The sequence below is a fragment of the Bradyrhizobium sp. DN3 genome (assembly GCF_041357655.1).
Taxonomy (GTDB): domain Bacteria; phylum Pseudomonadota; class Alphaproteobacteria; order Rhizobiales; family Xanthobacteraceae; genus Bradyrhizobium.
In genome coordinates, this window is the sequence record NZ_JAULLN010000002.1 from 388,919 (window position 1) to 407,045 (window position 18,127).

Here is an 18,127-nt window from a genome sequence, read left to right on the forward strand (position 1 = left end):
AAGCCTTTGCGTTCGCATTGCCGTCGCTGAACTCGCCGCGGAAATGCCCGACTGGCGGCGTGTGGCCGAGCGCCTGACGGTGGAGGACGATGAGGGACAGTGCGTCGGAGATTGCCGAGATCAGGGATGGCGTTCACCTCTGCATCGACATGCAGAACATTTTCGCCCCCGGCGGGCTCTGGGCGACACCCTGGATGGAGCGCGTCCTGCCGACGATCGCCTCGATTGCGTCGCGCTATCCGGCCAGGACGATCTTCACGCGCTTCATCACGCCGCAGGATCCGGAAGACCGTCCGGGCCAGTGGCAGAGCTATTTCCAGCGTTGGCACCAGGCGACCCGAAAACATCTTCCGCCATCCGGTCTCGAACTCGTGCCGGCCTTGGCCGGGTTCGTTCCGCCGGCTGCCGTCATCGACAAGCCTGCCTATTCCGCGTTCAGCAATTCGGGTCTTGCAAGCCTGCTGATCGGAAAGAACGTCGGCACGGTGGTCATCACCGGGGCCGAGACGGATGTCTGCGTGCTGTCGACGGTTCTGAGCGCCGTCGATCTCGGCTTCAGGGTTGTCATTGTCGAGGATGCGCTGTGCAGCTCGTCCGACGTCGGGCACGATGCGCTCATGACGATGTACCGCACCCGCTTTCACGGCCAGGTCGACCTCGTCACCGCGGAGGAGCTGGCGGAATTCTGGCGGGAGTAGATTCGCTGGACATTCCGACGCAGCGCGTCGGCCGATTCACATAGCCTAATGCACGGGTCATCCGGAGCGGCCAGACTATGCCGGCTGGAAAGGGGGCTGCGATGACGATGGATCGCATTGAACAAGCCTTTGTCGCGACCGCGATTACGGGTTTCCTGGTGATGATGGGAGCGATCATCTGGATGATGATGGGCTAACGGCCGGGAAGGGTCCTGTCTTGCGCGTCGCGCTACCTTACGCCGGAGCTATCCTGTGCCTGGCGGTGACCGCCTGGATCGCCTTCGCGCATTTGTTCTGATCGTTGTCGGCTGCGATCTTCCGAGGCAGCGGTCTTGTCCGGATGCTGCCTGTCCCGGCGGGGCGGCTTGCGGCGCTCTTGCTCCAGCTCATCGCGCAGGCGCTGAGCGCTCACGAGATGATCGCTGCTGCGCAGCAGTGCCAGGGCCTCGCGCACCAGCTCCTGCGAATGGCTCAGGAGTTGCTTGTCGACGGCGGGATCAGGTGCATAGATCATTGAACGTCGCTCTCTGTTGCGAGAAGTGGTTAGGAAGACGCGCCGCGCTGCGCGTCATGCCCGCCGGTCGCCGACGAGCCCAGCCAGATTCCGTGCCATGGCCACGATATCGATCGGCTTCTCCCAGAGCGGCACGTCCTGGAATTCCGGCTCGATGCTGATCTTCTCGTACCCCGTCGTGAACACGAAGGGCACATCGCGCGCCCTGAGCTCCCTGGCGATCGGAAAGATCATCTGGGTCCGGATGTTGACGTCGAGCACCGCGGCATCCAGAACGCCGCCATTGTGCAGCATCGCCACTGCATCCTCGATGTGACCGACCGGACCGGCAATCTCTGCGCCGAGCATGCGCAGCGCATTGCCGATGTCGTCGGCGAGAAAATATTCGTCCTCGACCACCAGAATGCGGCGTCCCGTCAGCGGCGTACCTGCGAGAGACGACGCGGGCGAAACTGACATTGATCCCCTCCCGGGAGCCCATCGATACGATTGGAACATAAGGCGGAGGACCGCCTTGGTCCAAACGATGCAATCCGAGGCGGGTTCCATGAGCAACCGCGACATCATCGTCATCGGGGGCTCGGCCGGCGCCACCCAGCCCTTGAAGCAGATTCTGGGCCGCCTGCCGGCAGACTTGCCGGCCGCGATCTTTGTCGTCCTGCACATTCCTGCGCAGGGCATCGGGATCCTATCCACGGTCGCCAGCAGTGCCGGCCCGCTTCCGGTGCGGCAGGCCGAAAACGGCATGAAGATCGAACCGGGCCAGATCTATCTCGCCGCGCCCGACCACCACCTGCTGCTGTCCGGGGATCACATTTTCCTTGGGCGGGGGCCGCGCGAGAACCTGGTGCGGCCGGCGATCGATGCCCTGTTCCGCTCCGCCGCCCTCTATCACGGCCCGCGCGTGATCGGCGTGCTCCTGAGCGGCCTCTTGTCGGACGGCGCCGCCGGCCTCAACGCCATCAAGCGCTGCGGCGGGATGACGGTGGTGCAGGACCCCATGGACGCCATTTCCGATGAAATGCCGCGGCGCGCCATGGAGGCGACCACCATCGATCTCTGCGTTCCCGGCGCAACCATGGGCGACGTTCTCTCCGAGTTGGTCAAGGAGCAGGCCGGAGTCCCGCTGCCGATCCCGCCCGAGATCAGGCTCGAGGTCGAGATTGCGGCCGGTGAGCGGATCGGCAGCGACAATCTCGTGTCGGTTGCCGATCCCGTTGCCCTCACATGCCCGGCCTGCGGGGGAGTGCTTTCCGAGGTCAAGGAAGGTCGCCCAATGCGTTTCCGCTGCCAGGTTGGTCACGCCTTCACCGCGGATGTTCTCGCCAAGGAGCAGGAAGGGCGGGTCGATGAAGCCTTGCGGGTTGCGCTCCGCATCATCGAGGAACGGGCGGAACTGGTGCACCGCATGGCCGCCGACGGCCGGCGTAGCGGCCGGCCTGCGGTCGCCGAGATGTATGAAGCCAGGGCGGCCGAATACCGCGAATATGCCGACATGATCCGGCGCGTCGTGCTAAAGTCGCTCGAACCTCCGGTTCATAAGCGGGAGGCTTGAGGGCTCTGCCATGGCCACCTCCCTTGCCGAATGGACCGAGCAGCTCCGTACCGAACAGCGCCTGCTGGTGAAGGCCGATCGGGATATCGAGCAGGGCTCGCAGCGCATCCGCGATCAGGAAGATCGCGTGCGTGAGCTGACGGCGGAAGGCCACGACACGCGGCAGGCAGAACGGCTGGTTGATCTGCTCAAGGAGACCCTGGTCGAATGGGAGCGCCACCGCGTCTTGATCGAGCAGCGCGTCACTTACCTCCGGCAGCAGGTCGAGGCGGGTTAGCCGGCGGGTGGCTGATTGCCGGCCTCCTGAATTCTGCGCTGAGCTCGAACATGTAGTCGAGCTGTCGCTCCACGCGGCGGCGCCAGCGGTCGTTCTCGGCGAGCAGGCGGCGTGTGGTCGCGGCGGCGCGCTCGGCGCGCCCGATCAGGGTCGCGAGTTCCTCGGAGATTTGCATCGCGCGTTCCTGCGCTACCCGCCAAGTATGGACCTTCCGGCCGGGGCTGACAACGATCGGGCCAGGAATCGAAAAGGGGCTTCGGGACATTTTTGCCTTTGATCTGTTGGGGTAATATCGATTTCTGCTATTTGCAGGAGCCGGGCGCCCATTGGTCCCGGTCAGCGAAAGAGAGCTACCAGAGCCATGAAGGAAGTCGGCGACCGGCCGGTCGATGGAGAGCGCCAGATCAAGGCCCCGCTGATCATCGGCGTCGGCGCCTCACCCGGCGCCCTGGACAGCATCGAGCGCTTCTTTGGCAAGCTGATCATCGGTGCCGATCAGGCGATCGTGCTGGCACTTCAGCATCACGAGTCGTTCGACCAGCCACGGCTGCGCCGGATCGTGCAGGGATCCAACGGCGCCAAGGTCGCCGACATCCGTGACGGTCATGCGATCGAGGGCGGCACGATCTATCTGTGCCCGCTGGCGATGATCACCACGATTCAGGGCGACCGGTTCGCGATCCGCAAAGCCGAGCAGGCGCCCGGCGAGCGCGCCACGATCGACAGCTTCCTGGTGTCGCTGGCCGAAGAACGCGCCGAGCAATCCATCGGCGTCATTCTCGCCGGCACCGGCGGAGACGGCACGCTCGGCGCCGCGACGCTGAAGGACCACGGTGGTCTCGCCATCGCAGAGAAAGCCGCGGGCCCGGACGCGGCCGAGCACCTGCTCGACGGCAACACGCCTGCCGCGATTGCCGACTATGTACTGCCGCCGGAGGAGATCCCCGAGCACATCCAGGTCTACGCCCGTCATCTCAGGCGCCTGGATGAGAAGCAGGGCTTCGACGAGGTGCTGGCCGCGGCCGCGACCTCGCTGTCGCGCATCGCCGACATCCTGCGCAACAAGACCGGCAATGATTTCCACGGTTACAAGCAGAACACCTTCCTGCGCCGCGTGCAGCGCCGCATGCAGGTGGTCCAGATCGACGATATTCCGGCCTATGTCGATTTGCTGCGCAACGACAAGGATGAGGCGCAGCACCTCTTCAACGACCTCCTGATCGGCGTCACCGAGTTCTTCCGCGACAAGCGCGAATTCGAGGTGCTGGAGACCCAGATCATTCCGAAGATATTCGAGGGCAAGGGCGCGGGTCAGCAGGTTCGGGTCTGGGTGCTCGGCTGCGCCACCGGCGAGGAGGCTTACTCGATCGGTATTCTCCTGCGCGAATACATGGCGCGGATGGACTCGGCGCCGCAGGTGCAGATATTCGCCACCGACATCGACGGCCGCGCGCTGGCGGCCGCGCGCGTCGGCCGTTATCGCACCAGCATCGAGGCCGACATGACCAGCGAGCGCCTGGCGCGCTGGTTCGTGCGCGAGGGCGACACCTATTGCGTGGTCAAGGAGCTGCGCGAGATGTGCATCTTCTCGCAGCACAACGTCATCAAGGACGCGCCGTTCTCCAAGCTCGACCTCGTCTCCTGCCGCAATCTGCTGATCTATCTCAATGCCGAATTGCAGAACCGCGTGATCCCGCTCTTTCATTTCGCGTTGCTGCCGGACCGCTATCTGTTCCTTGGCAATTCCGAGAACGTGACGCGGCATCCGAAACTGTTTGCGCCGATCGATCGCCGCGCCCGCATCTTTAAGAAGCTGGAGACCGGAACGCGGCTGCCGCCGGAATTTCCGATCACGACCGCGGCGGGCAGGGCGCCGGTCGAGTTGCCGCCGGTGCGCTCCTTCGGCCCCGACGTCGGCCTGGAGCGCCGCGCCCAGCGCATCGCGGAGCGGTATGCGCCGGCCTATGTCATCACCGATGACAATTTCCAGATCCTGCACTTCTCCGGGCGAACCGGCCGCTACATCGATCCGACGGCGGGCACCGCCACGCTCGACCTGCTCCAGCTCGTGCACCGCGATCTCCGCCTGGAGCTCCGCACCGCGCTGAGCCGTGCGGCGGAGACCAACGAGCCTGCCCATGCCGAGCAAGTGCCGCTCGGCGTGAACGGCCATCGCGTTCTGGTCGACGTCACCGTCGAGCCGATCCAGGAGGGCGCCGGCGGCCACCGTAATTTCGTCGTTCTGTTCAAGGACGGCCCCATCCGCGCGATCGAGACCAACCAGAACAATCCCAATTCGCTGGTACGCACCGAGCATGTCGAGCGTCTGGAAAGCGAGCTGCGCGCGACGCGTGAGCGCCTTCAGGCGACCATCGAGGAGCTCGAAAGCACCAACGAGGAGCTGAAATCCTCCAACGAGGAATACCAGTCGCTCAACGAGGAGCTTCAGTCCGCCAACGAGGAGCTCGAAACCTCGCGCGAGGAATTGCAGTCGGTCAACGAGGAGCTGACCACCGTCAATGGCGAGCTGGCGCATCGCGTTCAGGAGTTGACGCGCGCCACCAGCGACCTCAAGAATTTCCTCGAGAGCACGCAGATCGCGACCGTATTCCTCGACAACGATCTGCGCGTGATGAACTTCACGCCGGCGATCACGCAGGTCCTGCATCTGGTCGAGACCGATACGGGCCGCCCGATCGCCCACATCAAGGCGCGCATCCCGATCGAAGAGCTCTACGACGACATTCGCCGCGTGCTGCGGACGCTGGCGAGCCTCGAGCGCGAGCTGAGCGCGCCCGACAGCAGCACACGCTACATCGTCCGCATCCTGCCCTATCGCAGCATCGACAATTTCATCGCTGGCGTCGTCATCACCTTCATCGATGTCACCGCGATCACCCGAGCGGAGGAGCGGCAGCGCCTGCTGCTGGCCGAGCTTCAGCATCGCGTTCGCAACACGCTCGGCGTGGTGCGCTCGATCGCCCGCCGCTCGGCCGAAACCAGCACGACCGTCGAAGAATATGCCTCCCATCTCGACGGACGGCTGAACGCCTTCGCCCGCACCCAGGGGCTGGTGACACGCGATCCCGAGGGCGGCGTCGACCTCGAGTTTCTCGTGGTGGAGGAGCTCCTCGCTTATAACGCCCGGGAAGGCGAGCAGATGCGGGTGTCCGGTCCCAAGGTGCGCTTCCAGCCCAAGGCCGCGGAGACTTTCGCGCTCGCGCTCCACGAGCTTGCGACGAATGCGCTGAAATATGGCGCGTTGAGCCAGCCGACAGGCCGTATCGAGGTCTCATGGCGCGTCGATGAAAGCACCGAACCCACGCGGCTGGTGTTCGAATGGCGGGAGCGGGGTGGGCCGCAAGTGGCGCCGCCGCCGCGAAAAGGTTTTGGCACCGAGCTTCTCGAGCGCACGCTGGCCTTCGAGTTCAAGGGCCAGACCACGATGGCATTCAATCCCGGGGGGCTGCAATGCACGATCATCATTCCCTTGAGCAAGCGCACTTTCCACACGCCGTCATTGGCTGACTGATGTCCTTGTCGATCGCCGATCGCAGCCTGTTGGAGCCGGCCGCTCGCCGGCTGAACGCGTTGAGGCCGTTGTCGGCAGAGGCACGCGCCGCGCTTGACTATGCGATGCTCGAAGGGTTGCAGCGCGCCGGCTCCGGCGAGGACCTGATCTCGGAAGGGGACCCCGTCGACAGCGTCCGCGTCGTGCTGTCGGGCTGGCTCTGCCGCTACAAGACGCTCGAGGACGGAAGGCGCCAAATCGTCAACTTCATCTTCCCGGGCGAGAGCTGCGACGCGCATGCGTATCTGCTCGCGGTCATGGACCATTCCATCGCGACGCTGACGCCGGTGGTCTACGCTGAAATCAAGCGCGCGCGTTTCGAGAGCCTGATCGCAGGCGACCGGTCGCTTGCGGAAGCATTCTGGTGCGAGAGTCTCGTCAACAACGCGATCCAGCGCGAATGGGCGATCAATCTCGGCCGCCGCGTCGCGCTGGAGCGCGTCGCGCATCTGTTCTGCGAGATTTTCGAGCGGCTTCGTCCTGTCGGCATGATCGAGGGCAATTCCTGCATCATGCCGGTGACGCAGATGGATCTCGCCGATGCCACCGGCCTGTCCGTGGTTCATCTCAATCGAACCGTGCAGGAGCTGCGCGCGTCCGGCCTGATCGTGCTGCGCGAGCGGACGCTCACCATCAACGATCTCGGCGCGCTCAAGGACGCGGCCCTGTTCTCGCCGAGCTATCTGCACCTGTATCGGCGTGGATGACCAGAGATTGGCGTCAGGTGCTGCTTCGGGTGCCGGCGGCAGCGGCGCTGGTGAGGTGGGAGGCGAGAGCTCGCTACGTTGTCCGCGGGGGCGAGCATCGCCCCTCATTGTCCTGACGTGCCTTGATCTCGGAGCGGACGCTTGCGCTTTCGTAGATCGACAGTCGAAGCTTCTCGCGCACATCGTCGAACTGCGTCCGAAGAAGATGGCGCTGCTTTCGAATTTCGCCGTTTTCTTCGAGTGCCAGTTGAGCGCGTGCGAACAGGGTGTCTGTCATTTCTGGATCATGATCGATCCCTCCGCTTTCGACCACCAACCAGGTTAATCTTCGTTTTAATCTTCGTTTTCTCTCCGGGGGAAAAGCTCGTAGCTCTTCCCACCAGAGCGAACCGACGGCATATGTAAGTCGTACTGACCAAGACCGGCACGTCTCTCTGGCGGTGCGCTTGTGTTGAGGGCGGCTGGAAACGCGTCAACTTTCCATGTCAGCGACGCAACCGCTCCCGATCGGGCACGTTGGTCTCCCACTGCAGTGAAGAGCAGTGACGAGAACGCAATGGCGCGCTCCGCCCAGAAACAAGGAGAACGCCTGATGTCGATGCGGCATCGATTCAAGCATACGGATCCTCTGGAAATCCGGTTGGCGGCCGAGGCGGAGCGGCTGCGCGAAGAGGCCAAATCGCTTCCGCCCGGCGCTGCACGCGACGAGATGTTGCGCAAGGCGCGGCAGGCGGAAACAGGGTCTCAGATGAGTGAGTGGCTGAGGTCGCCGGGCTTGCAGCCACCGGACTAATGCAGCCGCGGTTGGAGCGTGCAGCATCAGCATTTCGGTTCCGGCGCAATCGAAAGGGCGCTGGCGACCCGCTGCGCATCCTGGCGGCGCGTAAAATCACGCACTTAACTTATTGAAATGCCGGAACCGGCTGATGCGGCGGAATCTACAATCTGGCGGGCTGGGCCGCCCTCAGCCGGCAATTTCCGTCCATCCGAATTGTTCGTGAAAATACGATGACCGCCAAACGCAACCGCAGGAAACAGACCCAATCGCTCCAGCAGCGGTTGACGACATTCGCCGAAAACGCCCGCGAGCGCGCGCGTAGCCTGCCGCCCGGCAACGAGCGCGACATGTTGCTGCGCCTCGCCAAGCAGAACGAAGTGACCTCGAACTTGACTGACTGGCTGAGCGCACCCGTCTACCCACGACGAGGACAATGAAGATGGGAAGCATGAAGCACTATCGCGCGTTCCAGATCGAGCCGGACGGGCGTGTGTTCGGATGCGTCAATCTCGTCTGCGACAATGACGAGCAGGCCAAGCGCGAAGCCGCCGCGCTCGTGCTGCTGCATCGCATCGAGCTGTGGCGGCTCGACCAGCGCATCGCGCGCTTCGATCTGCCCCAGGAGGTGGTGCGCCAGTAGAGTTATGGGAACCGCACGCAGTGCCCCGGGTTGGTCGGACGGTACCGACTTCGCCAGGAGCCAGCATGATGGACGCCGACATTCGCAAGGGGATGCCGCCCGTCAGGCTGTCGCGCGAGGAGTTCGAGCGGCGTTACCGGAGCCAGTTCGTCGATCCCGCCTTCGCCCTGCTGCAACGCGAGCTCGATGCCATCGTCGCTGCCGCCTGGGACGCCTACAGCCATTCGCGCAAGGCGCCGCTGACGCGCAAGGCGGGCGTGGGCTTCGCCGATCCCGATTACGATATCGCCGTCGATTGGCTGGAGGCGCGCGCCGCCGTGCTTGCGGCGCAGCGTCGGCATGACGATGCCGCCGAGACGCCGCGGATCCTGATTATCAACGGCTCGGCCCGCAGCGAGCACACCTGTCCCGGCGAGATGTCCAAGACCTGGCGCCTGGTCAAGCTGGCCGAGCCGGTCTTCATCGAGATGGGATTTGCCGTCGACATTCTCGATCTGTCACGGCTCGCCTCGGAATTCGGCAAGAATATCCATCCCTGCAAATCCTGCGTTGCGACCGCGATGCCGCTCTGTCACTGGCCGTGCAGCTGCTATCCGAACTATTCGCTGGGGCAGACCGGCGATTGGATGAACGAGATCTACCCGCTGTGGGTTGCCGCGCACGGCATCCTGATCGTGGCGCCGGTGAACTGGTATCACGTGCCGGCCGGCCTCAAGGCGATGATGGACCGCTTGGTCTGCGCCGACGGTGGCAATCCCGATCCGACCTCGACCCACGGCAAGAAGGCCGCCGAAGCCAAGGCGATGGAGCTGAAGGGCTGGTCTTATCCGCGTCATCTCGCCGGCCGTCATTTCGGCATCGTGGTTCACGGCGATGCGGTCGGCGCTGAGGGCGTGCGCCGCGCCTTGTCCGACTGGCTGACCGACATGCAGCTGGTCTCGGCGGGCCGCTTCGCCGAACTCGACGGCTATGTCGGCTACATGGAGCCATACGCCACCTCGCACCGCGAGCTCGACGAAGACGACGAATTCCAGCAGCAGGTGCAGAATGCAGCGCGCGCGCTCGGCAACGCGGTCCGGCTGGCGCGGGGCGGGCGGCTCGAGGAGCCCGGTGCCGGTCTTGCGGACCCAAACCCCAAATGACCAGCGCGGCGACCGGAACCTGGAACGAAGCGCGTTGCCCCGCTTTGGTCGAGCGGAGTGGGGCGCGCGATTGGAGAGAACGGATGGCTCAGTCCGAAGACATGACCCGCTGCATCGGGCTCTGCATGAGCTGCTACCAGATTTGCCTCGGCACCGCGATGAACCACTGCCTCGAGACCGCCGGCAAGCACGTCGAGCCGAAGCACTTCCGCCTGATGATGGCCTGCGCCGAGATGTGCCGGACGGCCGCGCATTTCATGCTGATCAACACGCCACATCACAAGCACACCTGCGGCGAATGCGTCGAGGATTGCGAGCGGATCGGCGGCATGGACGAATGCGTCGCGATGTGCCGCTCGTGCGCCCAATCCTGCCGCGCGATGGCGGCCTGAAAGGACAAAGCCCATGCTGGAAGAGAAACTCAAGGAAGCCATCATCGGCGAGCTGCAAAGACAAGCCGCCGACCGGCCGCAAGCGCTCAAGGTTCAAGGCTCGGACGATGTGAAACGCTCGGAGGAGCTGACCGTCAACGGCAAGGTCGACCTTGGCGCCCTGGTCATGGTGATCGCGGGATCAGTGGCCGGCGGCCCTTAGCTCGGTCGTCGACCGGCCGTTTAGCCGTATTCCTCGCCGATACCGTATTCCCGGTAGATCTCCAGCGGATCGAGGTCGGGAAACAGGCGGCATTTGGCCTGGGCTAGGTGCAAACTCACCGCCGCCGGCTCCTTGCCGTTCGAGAGCATCTTGCGGATGTCGTCCATATGCGCGTTCGGCCGGTGCTTTGGCTCGAGCTGCTCCAGCGCGACCAGCGCGGTCGCAAGCGCCTCGGTCAGAACCCAATCGTCGTGGCCCGTGATTCCCTTCTTCGGCATCGGCAGACCCCACATGTGGCGGCGGTCGATAGTCTATCGCGACTTTCGCCAAATCGCCATTGAGCCGTTGCGGGCAAGCGGCGCGGGAATGGGCGACGGTGTGCTCCGGCTTGCAATATGGCCGCGTGTGGCTAAAAGGCGGCGAGTTGCGGGGCGAAAGTATCTTTGTTGAAACAAACTTGGCGTAGACGGGCCTGCACGGCATCCAGGCCGGCTGCTCCGGTCTGGCCCCTGATCCCGTAGGCGCGACGATCCGGTTGCGCTACCCCTTCAAGGCTCGAGCCAGCATGGTTTTTCTTAGCTTCGTCTACCGCTTCATCACCAATTTCGCGTTCATGGCGGTGGTCTATTTCAGCCTGAACTTCATGGAGAAGTACCCGAACCGGGCGATCCTGGCGATCCTGGTGCTGGTCTATGCCGCCATGCGCGCAGCCTCGACGCTGCGCGCGTTCTATTTCTTCCAGAAGATCGAAAAGCTGGAGGCCGAGACGCGGCGGCTTCAGGCGCCGATCAATGATGGTTCGGGCGGAACCTCGGCGCGCAAGCAGGTCGTCGCCGACGTTGCGCGGCTGCGGCGCGACGGCGAGCTCAAGTCCTATATGGACCTGTTCTTCCTGGCGCTGATCGTGCTGCTCTGCGTGGCCGCGATCATGCGGCAGTAGGGCTTTAAGCGCGCTTCTTCAGGCTGGCGACCCCGGTCGGACGCGGCGCGGCGGGCTTGGGCGCCGTGGTGTTGGCCTGCGCAGCGTGCTTCGGTGTGCCATGCGCGGCATGCGCCGTCCGCCGTCCCGGCGATTTGGCTGCCTTGCCCTTGGCCGGATGAGGCCTCTCGGCTGCCATGGCCAGCCGCGTCGCGGCGCGCCGTGACGCGGTCGTCGACAACAGCACCTCGACCGAGCCCTCGGGAATTGCAAACAGGTCGCGGTCCGGCACGGGCAGGGTGGCCGCGACATTCGCCAGCGCCATGGTCCGGCGCGGCAGCAGCGGCTGATGCTCGGCCTGCGCATTGAGATCGGCAACAGCGGGCGCCGGCAGCGTCCCGGCCTGCGCGAACACGAAATTCGGCACGCGCGGCCAGCGCGCGATCGGCGTCGTCTCGGTCGGCGGATGCAGCAGCCATTCCACTGGCGTCGTCGGTGTGGCCGGCCGGTCGGCGGTCACAGGCACCACATGGACGATGCGATAGCCGCGCGCCTTGAGGTCGCGGATGATCTTCGGCAGCGCCGCCACCGTGCGGGCCTGGATGTCGTGCAGCAGCAGGATGCCCTTGCCCTTGGCCTCCAGCCGCTGGATCGCGAGCTGATAGACCCGGTCGGACGAGACATGGCGCCAATCGTCGGCCGGGAAATCGGCGCTCCAGACCTGGATGCCGCGCGAGATCAGGTGGTTCTCGACGCCTTCGGCGCGCATCAGGCCGGGAATGCGGAAGAATGGCGCGAGCTTGGACGGATCGGTCATCGCTGCCGAGGTCCATGCGATGCCGCCGTTGATCTCGGCCTCGGCCTTCTCGATCGGCATCCGGTCGAACGTCAGTGGATGGTCCATGCTATGGGTGCCGACGGTGTGGCCCGCCGCCACCAGCTTGCGCACCCCTTCCGGATTGGCCTTGGCCTGGTTGCCGATGATGAAGAAGGTCGCCTTGATGCACTCGTCGGCGAGGATCTGGAGCACCTGGTTGGAATATTTCGGCAGCGGACCGTCGTCGAAGGTCAGGACCACCTCATGGTCCTTCAGCGGCAGCGTTTCGCGATATTGCATGGTGCCGATCAGCGGATGCTCGCGCGGATCGACCACGAGGGTGCGGGAGGTCCCGAGCGCGTCGGGATGGCCGGGACAGTCGGCCGCGAGCGCCGCCGGCGAAGCGGTGGTCAGCAATCCCAACAACAGGCCAAGGGCGCTCCACGATCGCGTCCGCGAAACAACGCTACTTTCGATCATGAACCTTCGTCTGCCCCCATATGCGATGGCCGCCTTAATAGGTCGGAGACGTCTGGAAACCGGTTCAGGCGCAAAGAACCCTTTCCCATGACAGGTCCCCCGACCATTTGCATGGGCTAGCATGAACAGAGTGTTAACAGGGCCTAAATCACCCCATTTTGCGCCGGCGTGACATTCCGGCATCAATGCGCGTCGGCATGCTTCTGCGCGGGGCCGGCCGGCGCGATGTGAACCACCCGATAGCCGTTCTCCCTCAGATACCGCAGGAAGGCCGGCATGATCGCGGCAGTGCGCGCCTTGGGGTCGTGGAAGAGGATGATGCCCTTGCCGCTGGCGGCAAGGCGCTCGGTGACGAGCTTCAATTCCTGCTCCGGCGTCATCTCGTTCCAGTCGCTGGCCCAGAGGTCAGCCCCGAACACGACGATGCCGCGCGCCTGGAGCAGGTCGAGCTGTCCTGGCGTTGCCTCGAAATAGGGGAAGCGGAAGAACGGCGTCGAGGGCGTCGTGGTCGACACCCCGTGCAGCGCCATCTCGTCGGCCGCGATGCCGCGGTCGATCTCGCTCTTCGCCCTGTCGAGTGGAAGCCGCGCCATGAACGGGTGCGAGAAGGTGTGATGGCCGATGGTGTGGCCCTCGCGCGCGATGCGCTTGACCATGTCTGGATGCTGGGAGGCGTGCAGGCCGATCAGGAAGAAGGTCGCACGCACGCATTCCTGCGCCAGCGCCGCCAGCACCTTCGAGGTGGTCGGCGGATTTGGGCCGTCATCGAAGGTCAGCACGACCTCGCGGTCGGCGAGCGGCAGCGTCTGCGGAAAGCTCTTCAGGCCCACGCGCGGGGTGGTCTTGGCGTCGACGCTCAGAACGCGCGCGGTGCCGAGCGCGTCCTTGCGCGGGCACTCGGCGGCTTTAAGCGAGGTTGCGCCGACGAGGCCGGCCAGCACCGCTCCCAGCGCCATCGAGGTCCATTCCGGCCGATGCATCTTTGTCATTGCGCTCGCAGTTCGCTTGTGGGTATTGCCTGAGCCGTCAGCCCAGACCATCTGATCCAACCTGTCAAACGGCGAGGCGCGCCATGGATGAACAAATGGACGTTGCCCCTCCCGCTGCGGATTCGGTACTCGAGCACGTGCCGATGCGCAATGAAGACGGCGAAATTCGGCACGAATTCGTCGAGGAGATCGCGCATGCGATCGAGGCCGCAGACTCCGCACAGCTGCGCGCGATCGTCGCCGAGCTGCACGAGGCCGACCTCGGCGACCTGATCGGCGCATTGCAGCCCGACGACCGGGTCCGCCTGGTCGAGCTGACCGGGCGCGACTTCGACTTCTCCGCGCTGAACGAGGTCGACGAGGCCGTGCGCGAGGAGATCCTCGAGGAACTGCCGCCGGAGACGGTCGCAGAAGGTGTCCGCGAGCTCGAATCCGACGACGCGGTTGAGCTGCTGGAGACCCTCGACGCCGAGGATCAGGAGGAAATTCTCGAGAAGCTGCCGCTGCGCGAGCGCGTCGCGCTCGAGCGCAGCCTGCTGTATCCGGAAAATTCTGCCGGCCGCCGGATGCAGACCGAGTTCATCGCGGTGCCCCAGGACTTCACCGTGGGCCAGGCCATCGACTACATGCGCGAGACGCCGGACCTGCCCGACCGCTTCTACGAGATCTACGTCGTCGACAAGGACCAGCACTGGCAGGGCGCGGTGCCGCTCGACGTGCTGCTGCGCGCACGCCGCCCGGTGCCGCTCACCGAGCTGACCGACGAGGACCGCCGCCGCGTCTCCGTCCTGGAGGACCAGGAGGAGGTGGCGCGAATGTTCGGCAAGTACAATCTCGTCGCAGCGCCCGTGCTCGACACCCAGGACCGCCTGGTCGGCGTCATCACCGTCGACGACGTCGTCGACGTCATCGAGGAGGAGGCTGACGAGGACCTCAAGGCGCTCGGCGGCGTCACCAGCGACGAAGAGCTGTCGGACACGTTTCTCACCATCGCCCGCGGCCGCTTCAACTGGCTGCTGGTCAACCTCGCCACCGCGTTCCTGGCGTCCTCCGTGCTCGGCCTGTTCGAAGGACAACTCGAGAAGATGGTCGCGCTCGCCGTGCTGGCACCGATTGTGGCGAGCCAGGGCGGCAATGCCGCGACCCAGACCATGACGGTCGCGGTGCGGGCGCTCGCGACCCGCGAGCTCGGCTCCTTCAACGCCTGGCGCGTCGTAATCCGCGAGAGCTTGGTTGGCCTCGTCAACGGTCTCGCCTTCGCCGTGATCACGGGGATCGCGGCCGTGGCCTGGTTCAAGATCCCCGGCCTTGGCATCGTCATCGGGCTTGCCATCATCTGCAACCTCGTTGCCGGCGCGCTCGGCGGCATCCTGATCCCGATGGCGCTCGACCGTGTCAGGGCAGACCCGGCGGTGGCGTCGGGCACCTTCGTCACCACCGTGACCGACGTCGTCGGCTTCTTCTCCTTCCTCGGCATTGCGACGCTGTGGTTTGGGTTGAAATAGGAGGTAGTTTGAGGCGCCGCGCTCTCTCCCCGTCATTGCGAGCGCAGCGAAGCAATCCAGAAACCCTCCGCGGTGGCAGTCTGGATTGCTTCGTCGCAAGAGCTCCTCGCAATGACGGGGTGGGCACGGGGGGCTCCTCACTCCCTGTCCCGGGCGCGCCGCGTCCGGGGCACGAGACCTCGGTATCTTTAATCCGAACTTAAGCGACCTGCCGCATCATCGTCCGCGCTTGGGGGAATGAGCATGCGGTTGCGGCTGAAGGCGGACGGGCGGATCGTCGAATTGCGGGACGGGCAGGAATTTCCGGTCCGGCCGGCGGCCAATGCCGCGTCGGGCGACACCGGCCCGCTCGCGGTGCGCGATTTGCGCCGCCGCGCCCGTCTCACCCAGATGGAGTTCGCCGCAAAACTCGGCGTCCCCGTCGAGACCATCCGCAATTGGGAGCAGGGCAAGCGCGCCCCGCGGGGACCGGCCCGCGCGCTGCTCGCCGTGATCGCGCATGCACCGGATACGGTGTTCCAGGCGCTCGCCAAGGTCTGATGACCAAGGCCTGACGCCAAGAGCTCGATGCGAACCTCACGTTAGCATTGCCCTGAATATCCGGCCGAACTGCCGCGGGCTTGCGTTGGCAGTGACATGGGCCGGGTCCATAATGACGCCTGGATGATTTGGGGCTGCCGCAACAGAGAGGATTCCTCATGCTGTTCGTCGAGGCCAATGGTGCAAGGATTCCGGCGATCGGGCTCGGCACCTGGGAATTGGACGGCCGGCCGGCCGCGCGCGTGGTCGAGCAGGCGCTGCGGCTTGGCTATCGCCACATCGACACCGCGCAGGTCTATGACAACGAGCGCGAGGTTGGCGACGGCTTGCGGTCCTCGGGCGTGCGCCGCGACGACATCTTCCTCACCACGAAAGTCTGGACCAACCATTTCGCGCCCCACGATCTCGAACGCTCGGTCAAGGAGAGCCTCGCCCGCCTGCGGCTTCCCTCCGTCGACCTGTTGCTGCTGCACTGGCCGAATTCGCACGTGCCGCTGGCGGAGACGCTTGGAGCGCTCTCGCATGCGAAGACGATGGGCCTGACCCGCCACATCGGCGTTTCCAATTTCACGGTGGCGCTGATCGAGCAGGCGGTGGCGTTATCGCCCGAGCCGCTCGCCTGCAACCAGGTCGAATATCACCCTTATCTCGACCAGGCGAAGGTGAGGGCGGCTTGCGACCAGCATGGTCTTGCCCTCGTCGCCTACAGTCCCATCGCCAAGGGTCGCATCAAGACCGACCAGACGCTCGCGGAGATCGGCCGCGCCCATCGCAAGACGCCGGCACAGGTGTGCCTGCGCTGGCTGGTGCAGCAGAATGTCGCTGCGATCCCGCGCACCTCGCGCGTCGAGCGCCTGTCGGAAAACATCGAGATCTTCGATTTCGAGCTGTCGGAGGACGAGATGAGCCGGATCGCCGCGCTGGCCCACCCCAAGGGCCGCCTGACCGATTTCGGCTTCGCGCCGAAATGGGATTGAGGGGGCCTAGGGTATGCTAGGACCAGCGCGGCAACCCGAAGTCAGTCGATGGAACTGCGGAAGATCATACGGACGGACGTCGCGGCGTCGGCGATCGCGCATCTGACGCTGGTGGCGCTGATCATCCTGATCAGCGAGGTCCATCCGTTCCACGCCGCGGCGCCCGAGACTGTTTCGGTCGACATCGTCACGCCGGAGCAGGTCAAGGAAGAGATCAAGGAGCAGGAGACGAAAGAGACGGCAAAGGAGAAACCGCCGGAGCCGACGCCCGACCTGAAACTGCCGAAGCTGGATTTCACCGACAAGTCGGATGCGGCGGCCAAGCAGCAGGCCGCGCCATCGCCATCACCGCAGGCTTCGCCCGAGCCGCAACGTTCCCCGCACCAGCAGCCTTCGCCGTCACCGAAGGCGCGCGAGGCCAACGCACAGCCGCAACAGCCTCCGCCGCAAGCCCAGCCTCAACCGATGCCGCAATCGCCGCCACAGGCGATGCCGCAGCCGCCGATGCAGCCGCCGCCGTCACAGGCGATGCAGCAGCCCCAGGCCGCGCCGCCACCGGCCTACCAGGCGCCGGAGCCTGACGTCACCGTCAAATACGGCGTCATGCTGGGCCTGCCGCCTGCATTGCCGACGGAGCTGCCCAAGGACACTCCCAAGGACGACGGCGGCGACGCCAAGGATTCGATCGCCGCCAAGCTGCCACCCGAGGTCATCGCCGAGCTGCGCCGTCACCTGAAAAGCTGCGCCAAGCTGCCGGCCGGGGTCGCGCCGACCGACAACGTCCACATCAAGCTGCGTACGGTGCTCGCCACCGACGGCACGCTGGCGCGCGAGCCGATCCTGATGGCGGCCCCGCCATCCGCGAAGGGCGTCGCCCTGGTGAAGTCCGCAATGAGCGCGCTCCAGAACTGCCAGCCCTACAAGATGCTGCCGGCCGCCTTGTACGGGGAATGGAAGGTGTTGGATTTGCCGTTCAGCCCAAAGGATTTTGGTGGGTAGTGTGTAGTTTTTGTAGCCTGGATGGAGCGCAGCGTAATCTTGGGTGATCGCTCGACGTCGACACTTTCCCGGATACGCTTCCGCTCCAGTCGGGCTACGGAATTTTGCTGTGTCGCTCCTCTGTCAATCCTAGCTCGCGAAAATATTCCACTTTACCGAAATTCGGAATTGGCGTATGTGTCGCCCCATCCCGGCTCATCCGAGAGGGGCGATCATGTGTCGTGATGATCGCAGAGTCGGGCTTGCGGTGGACGCGGCAGCGTCGGGCGCGAGAGCCAGGGGCAGGGCGGATTGCTCTCCGTGAGCCCTTAAGGCTTCGCGCGGACGGACGGCGCTGTCAGGTTCGTCGTGCCAGCATTTCGATGGCAATGTGCACAACGCCGTCGAACCCTGTGGCGCAGGCGAACCGCGCGTACGGCAAAACC

The 18,127-nt window shown here is 64.9% G+C and carries 23 protein-coding genes; 16 read left to right on the forward strand and 7 right to left on the reverse strand.

Annotation, left to right across the window (positions count from 1 at the left end):
• Positions 1-89: 89 nt before the first annotated feature.
• Entirely contained in the window at positions 90-698 is a 609-nt protein-coding gene (locus AAE027_RS05215; protein WP_370985793.1) for a cysteine hydrolase family protein, read from the forward strand.
• 229 nt (positions 699-927) lie between these two features.
• Here the strand turns inward: AAE027_RS05215 and AAE027_RS05220 are convergent, their stop codons facing one another.
• Complete coding sequence (locus tag AAE027_RS05220; RefSeq protein WP_370985794.1) at positions 928-1,212, reverse strand: hypothetical protein; 285 nt, start codon at positions 1,210-1,212, stop codon at positions 928-930.
• 54 nt (positions 1,213-1,266) lie between these two features.
• The gene (locus tag AAE027_RS05225; protein WP_370985795.1) at positions 1,267-1,671 is read right to left on the reverse strand and encodes a response regulator; all 405 of its coding nucleotides are present in this window, start codon (positions 1,669-1,671) and stop codon (positions 1,267-1,269) included.
• Between the two features lie 88 nt (positions 1,672-1,759).
• On the opposite strand from AAE027_RS05225, the gene AAE027_RS05230 reads away from it, so the two are divergent.
• Positions 1,760-2,767 (forward strand): chemotaxis protein CheB, encoded by a 1,008-nt coding sequence (locus tag AAE027_RS05230; RefSeq protein ID WP_370985796.1) that lies wholly within the window; start codon positions 1,760-1,762, stop codon positions 2,765-2,767.
• Between the two features lie 10 nt (positions 2,768-2,777).
• Positions 2,778-3,044 (forward strand): hypothetical protein, encoded by a 267-nt coding sequence (locus AAE027_RS05235; protein WP_370985797.1) that lies wholly within the window; start codon positions 2,778-2,780, stop codon positions 3,042-3,044.
• Here AAE027_RS05235 and AAE027_RS05240 read toward each other — a convergent pair.
• Entirely contained in the window at positions 3,010-3,219 is a 210-nt protein-coding gene (locus tag AAE027_RS05240) for a hypothetical protein (protein WP_370985798.1), read from the reverse strand. The two genes, AAE027_RS05235 and AAE027_RS05240, sit on opposite strands and share 35 nt — an antisense overlap.
• Before the next feature lie 186 nt (positions 3,220-3,405).
• On the opposite strand from AAE027_RS05240, the gene AAE027_RS05245 reads away from it, so the two are divergent.
• Together AAE027_RS05245 and AAE027_RS05250 are read left to right on the forward strand one after the other, a co-directional pair.
• Complete coding sequence (locus tag AAE027_RS05245) at positions 3,406-6,576, forward strand: CheR family methyltransferase (RefSeq protein WP_370985799.1); 3,171 nt, start codon at positions 3,406-3,408, stop codon at positions 6,574-6,576.
• Positions 6,576-7,322, forward strand: coding sequence for a Crp/Fnr family transcriptional regulator (locus tag AAE027_RS05250; protein ID WP_370985800.1), 747 nt, complete (start codon positions 6,576-6,578; stop codon positions 7,320-7,322). The genes AAE027_RS05245 and AAE027_RS05250 overlap by 1 nt, the downstream gene beginning before the upstream one ends.
• Positions 7,323-7,395: 73 nt before the next feature.
• Here the strand turns inward: AAE027_RS05250 and AAE027_RS05255 are convergent, their stop codons facing one another.
• Complete coding sequence (locus AAE027_RS05255; RefSeq protein WP_370985801.1) at positions 7,396-7,599, reverse strand: hypothetical protein; 204 nt, start codon at positions 7,597-7,599, stop codon at positions 7,396-7,398.
• A gap of 315 nt (positions 7,600-7,914) precedes the next feature.
• Between AAE027_RS05255 and AAE027_RS05260 the strand changes: the two genes are divergently transcribed.
• From AAE027_RS05260 to AAE027_RS05285, 6 genes are all read left to right on the forward strand, one after another.
• Entirely contained in the window at positions 7,915-8,115 is a 201-nt protein-coding gene (locus AAE027_RS05260) for a hypothetical protein (protein WP_370986049.1), read from the forward strand.
• Positions 8,116-8,330: 215 nt separating this feature from the next.
• Positions 8,331-8,537, forward strand: coding sequence for a hypothetical protein (locus tag AAE027_RS05265; RefSeq protein ID WP_370985802.1), 207 nt, complete (start codon positions 8,331-8,333; stop codon positions 8,535-8,537).
• An 11-nt stretch (positions 8,538-8,548) separates the two neighbouring features.
• The gene (locus tag AAE027_RS05270) at positions 8,549-8,740 is read left to right on the forward strand and encodes a hypothetical protein (RefSeq protein ID WP_370985803.1); all 192 of its coding nucleotides are present in this window, start codon (positions 8,549-8,551) and stop codon (positions 8,738-8,740) included.
• Between the two features lie 65 nt (positions 8,741-8,805).
• Positions 8,806-9,882 (forward strand): flavodoxin family protein, encoded by a 1,077-nt coding sequence (locus AAE027_RS05275; RefSeq protein WP_370985804.1) that lies wholly within the window; start codon positions 8,806-8,808, stop codon positions 9,880-9,882.
• An 83-nt stretch (positions 9,883-9,965) separates the two neighbouring features.
• The gene (locus tag AAE027_RS05280) at positions 9,966-10,274 is read left to right on the forward strand and encodes a four-helix bundle copper-binding protein (RefSeq protein ID WP_370985805.1); all 309 of its coding nucleotides are present in this window, start codon (positions 9,966-9,968) and stop codon (positions 10,272-10,274) included.
• A 13-nt stretch (positions 10,275-10,287) separates the two neighbouring features.
• A complete protein-coding gene (locus AAE027_RS05285) occupies positions 10,288-10,476 on the forward strand; it encodes a hypothetical protein (RefSeq protein WP_091889590.1) in 189 nt (62 codons plus the stop codon).
• Positions 10,477-10,496: 20 nt separating this feature from the next.
• Here AAE027_RS05285 and AAE027_RS05290 read toward each other — a convergent pair whose 3' ends face one another.
• On the reverse strand, positions 10,497-10,754 hold the full coding sequence (locus AAE027_RS05290; protein WP_212092892.1) for a hypothetical protein: 258 nt from the start codon (positions 10,752-10,754) through the stop codon (positions 10,497-10,499).
• Positions 10,755-11,041: 287 nt separating this feature from the next.
• Here AAE027_RS05290 and AAE027_RS05295 point away from each other — a divergent pair, with 287 nt between their 5' ends.
• Positions 11,042-11,416 carry a hypothetical protein gene (locus AAE027_RS05295; RefSeq protein ID WP_091889588.1) on the forward strand — a complete coding sequence of 125 codons (375 nt, stop codon included), beginning with the start codon at positions 11,042-11,044 and terminating at the stop codon, positions 11,414-11,416.
• A gap of 4 nt (positions 11,417-11,420) precedes the next feature.
• Here AAE027_RS05295 and AAE027_RS05300 read toward each other — a convergent pair whose 3' ends face one another.
• Both AAE027_RS05300 and AAE027_RS05305 read right to left on the reverse strand, forming a co-directional pair.
• Complete coding sequence (locus AAE027_RS05300; RefSeq protein ID WP_370985806.1) at positions 11,421-12,692, reverse strand: polysaccharide deacetylase family protein; 1,272 nt, start codon at positions 12,690-12,692, stop codon at positions 11,421-11,423.
• 182 nt (positions 12,693-12,874) lie between these two features.
• Positions 12,875-13,648 (reverse strand): polysaccharide deacetylase family protein, encoded by a 774-nt coding sequence (locus tag AAE027_RS05305; protein ID WP_370986050.1) that lies wholly within the window; start codon positions 13,646-13,648, stop codon positions 12,875-12,877.
• A gap of 116 nt (positions 13,649-13,764) precedes the next feature.
• Between AAE027_RS05305 and mgtE the strand changes: the two genes are divergently transcribed.
• The 4 genes from mgtE to AAE027_RS05325 all read left to right on the forward strand — a co-directional run bounded on the left by mgtE (position 13,765) and on the right by AAE027_RS05325 (position 17,702).
• Positions 13,765-15,186, forward strand: a complete 1,422-nt coding sequence (gene mgtE, locus AAE027_RS05310) for a magnesium transporter (RefSeq protein ID WP_091889584.1) — start codon at positions 13,765-13,767, stop codon at positions 15,184-15,186.
• A gap of 237 nt (positions 15,187-15,423) precedes the next feature.
• Positions 15,424-15,726: a helix-turn-helix domain-containing protein gene (locus AAE027_RS05315; RefSeq protein ID WP_091889582.1), complete on the forward strand. Its 303-nt coding sequence runs from the start codon at positions 15,424-15,426 to the stop codon at positions 15,724-15,726.
• A gap of 158 nt (positions 15,727-15,884) precedes the next feature.
• Positions 15,885-16,703 (forward strand): aldo/keto reductase, encoded by an 819-nt coding sequence (locus AAE027_RS05320; protein ID WP_128933273.1) that lies wholly within the window; start codon positions 15,885-15,887, stop codon positions 16,701-16,703.
• 48 nt (positions 16,704-16,751) lie between these two features.
• Positions 16,752-17,702 (forward strand): hypothetical protein, encoded by a 951-nt coding sequence (locus AAE027_RS05325; protein WP_370985807.1) that lies wholly within the window; start codon positions 16,752-16,754, stop codon positions 17,700-17,702.
• Positions 17,703-18,127 lie beyond the last annotated feature (425 nt).

Excerpts from the sequence above, each read along its gene's own strand:
- AAE027_RS05220 (WP_370985794.1), bottom strand. The coding sequence starts at position 1,212 with ATGATCTATGCACCTGATCCCGCCGTCGACAAGCAACTCCTGAGCCAT.
- AAE027_RS05315 (WP_091889582.1), top strand. The coding sequence starts at position 15,424 with ATGAGCATGCGGTTGCGGCTGAAGGCGGACGGGCGGATCGTCGAATTG.
- AAE027_RS05225 (WP_370985795.1), bottom strand. The coding sequence starts at position 1,671 with ATGTCAGTTTCGCCCGCGTCGTCTCTCGCAGGTACGCCGCTGACGGGA.
- AAE027_RS05250 (WP_370985800.1), top strand. The coding sequence starts at position 6,576 with ATGTCCTTGTCGATCGCCGATCGCAGCCTGTTGGAGCCGGCCGCTCGC.
- AAE027_RS05295 (WP_091889588.1), top strand. The coding sequence starts at position 11,042 with ATGGTTTTTCTTAGCTTCGTCTACCGCTTCATCACCAATTTCGCGTTC.
- mgtE (WP_091889584.1), top strand. The coding sequence starts at position 13,765 with ATGGATGAACAAATGGACGTTGCCCCTCCCGCTGCGGATTCGGTACTC.
- AAE027_RS05305 (WP_370986050.1), bottom strand. The coding sequence starts at position 13,648 with ATGGCGCTGGGAGCGGTGCTGGCCGGCCTCGTCGGCGCAACCTCGCTT.
- AAE027_RS05265 (WP_370985802.1), top strand. The coding sequence starts at position 8,331 with ATGACCGCCAAACGCAACCGCAGGAAACAGACCCAATCGCTCCAGCAG.
- AAE027_RS05290 (WP_212092892.1), bottom strand. The coding sequence starts at position 10,754 with ATGCCGAAGAAGGGAATCACGGGCCACGACGATTGGGTTCTGACCGAG.
- AAE027_RS05285 (WP_091889590.1), top strand. The coding sequence starts at position 10,288 with ATGCTGGAAGAGAAACTCAAGGAAGCCATCATCGGCGAGCTGCAAAGA.
- AAE027_RS05270 (WP_370985803.1), top strand. The coding sequence starts at position 8,549 with ATGAAGCACTATCGCGCGTTCCAGATCGAGCCGGACGGGCGTGTGTTC.
- AAE027_RS05240 (WP_370985798.1), bottom strand. The coding sequence starts at position 3,219 with ATGCAAATCTCCGAGGAACTCGCGACCCTGATCGGGCGCGCCGAGCGC.
- AAE027_RS05320 (WP_128933273.1), top strand. The coding sequence starts at position 15,885 with ATGCTGTTCGTCGAGGCCAATGGTGCAAGGATTCCGGCGATCGGGCTC.
- AAE027_RS05235 (WP_370985797.1), top strand. The coding sequence starts at position 2,778 with ATGGCCACCTCCCTTGCCGAATGGACCGAGCAGCTCCGTACCGAACAG.
- AAE027_RS05260 (WP_370986049.1), top strand. The coding sequence starts at position 7,915 with ATGTCGATGCGGCATCGATTCAAGCATACGGATCCTCTGGAAATCCGG.
- AAE027_RS05300 (WP_370985806.1), bottom strand. The coding sequence starts at position 12,692 with ATGATCGAAAGTAGCGTTGTTTCGCGGACGCGATCGTGGAGCGCCCTT.
- AAE027_RS05215 (WP_370985793.1), top strand. The coding sequence starts at position 90 with ATGAGGGACAGTGCGTCGGAGATTGCCGAGATCAGGGATGGCGTTCAC.
- AAE027_RS05255 (WP_370985801.1), bottom strand. The coding sequence starts at position 7,599 with ATGACAGACACCCTGTTCGCACGCGCTCAACTGGCACTCGAAGAAAAC.
- AAE027_RS05275 (WP_370985804.1), top strand. The coding sequence starts at position 8,806 with ATGATGGACGCCGACATTCGCAAGGGGATGCCGCCCGTCAGGCTGTCG.
- AAE027_RS05230 (WP_370985796.1), top strand. The coding sequence starts at position 1,760 with ATGAGCAACCGCGACATCATCGTCATCGGGGGCTCGGCCGGCGCCACC.
- AAE027_RS05325 (WP_370985807.1), top strand. The coding sequence starts at position 16,752 with ATGGAACTGCGGAAGATCATACGGACGGACGTCGCGGCGTCGGCGATC.
- AAE027_RS05280 (WP_370985805.1), top strand. The coding sequence starts at position 9,966 with ATGGCTCAGTCCGAAGACATGACCCGCTGCATCGGGCTCTGCATGAGC.
- AAE027_RS05245 (WP_370985799.1), top strand. The coding sequence starts at position 3,406 with ATGAAGGAAGTCGGCGACCGGCCGGTCGATGGAGAGCGCCAGATCAAG.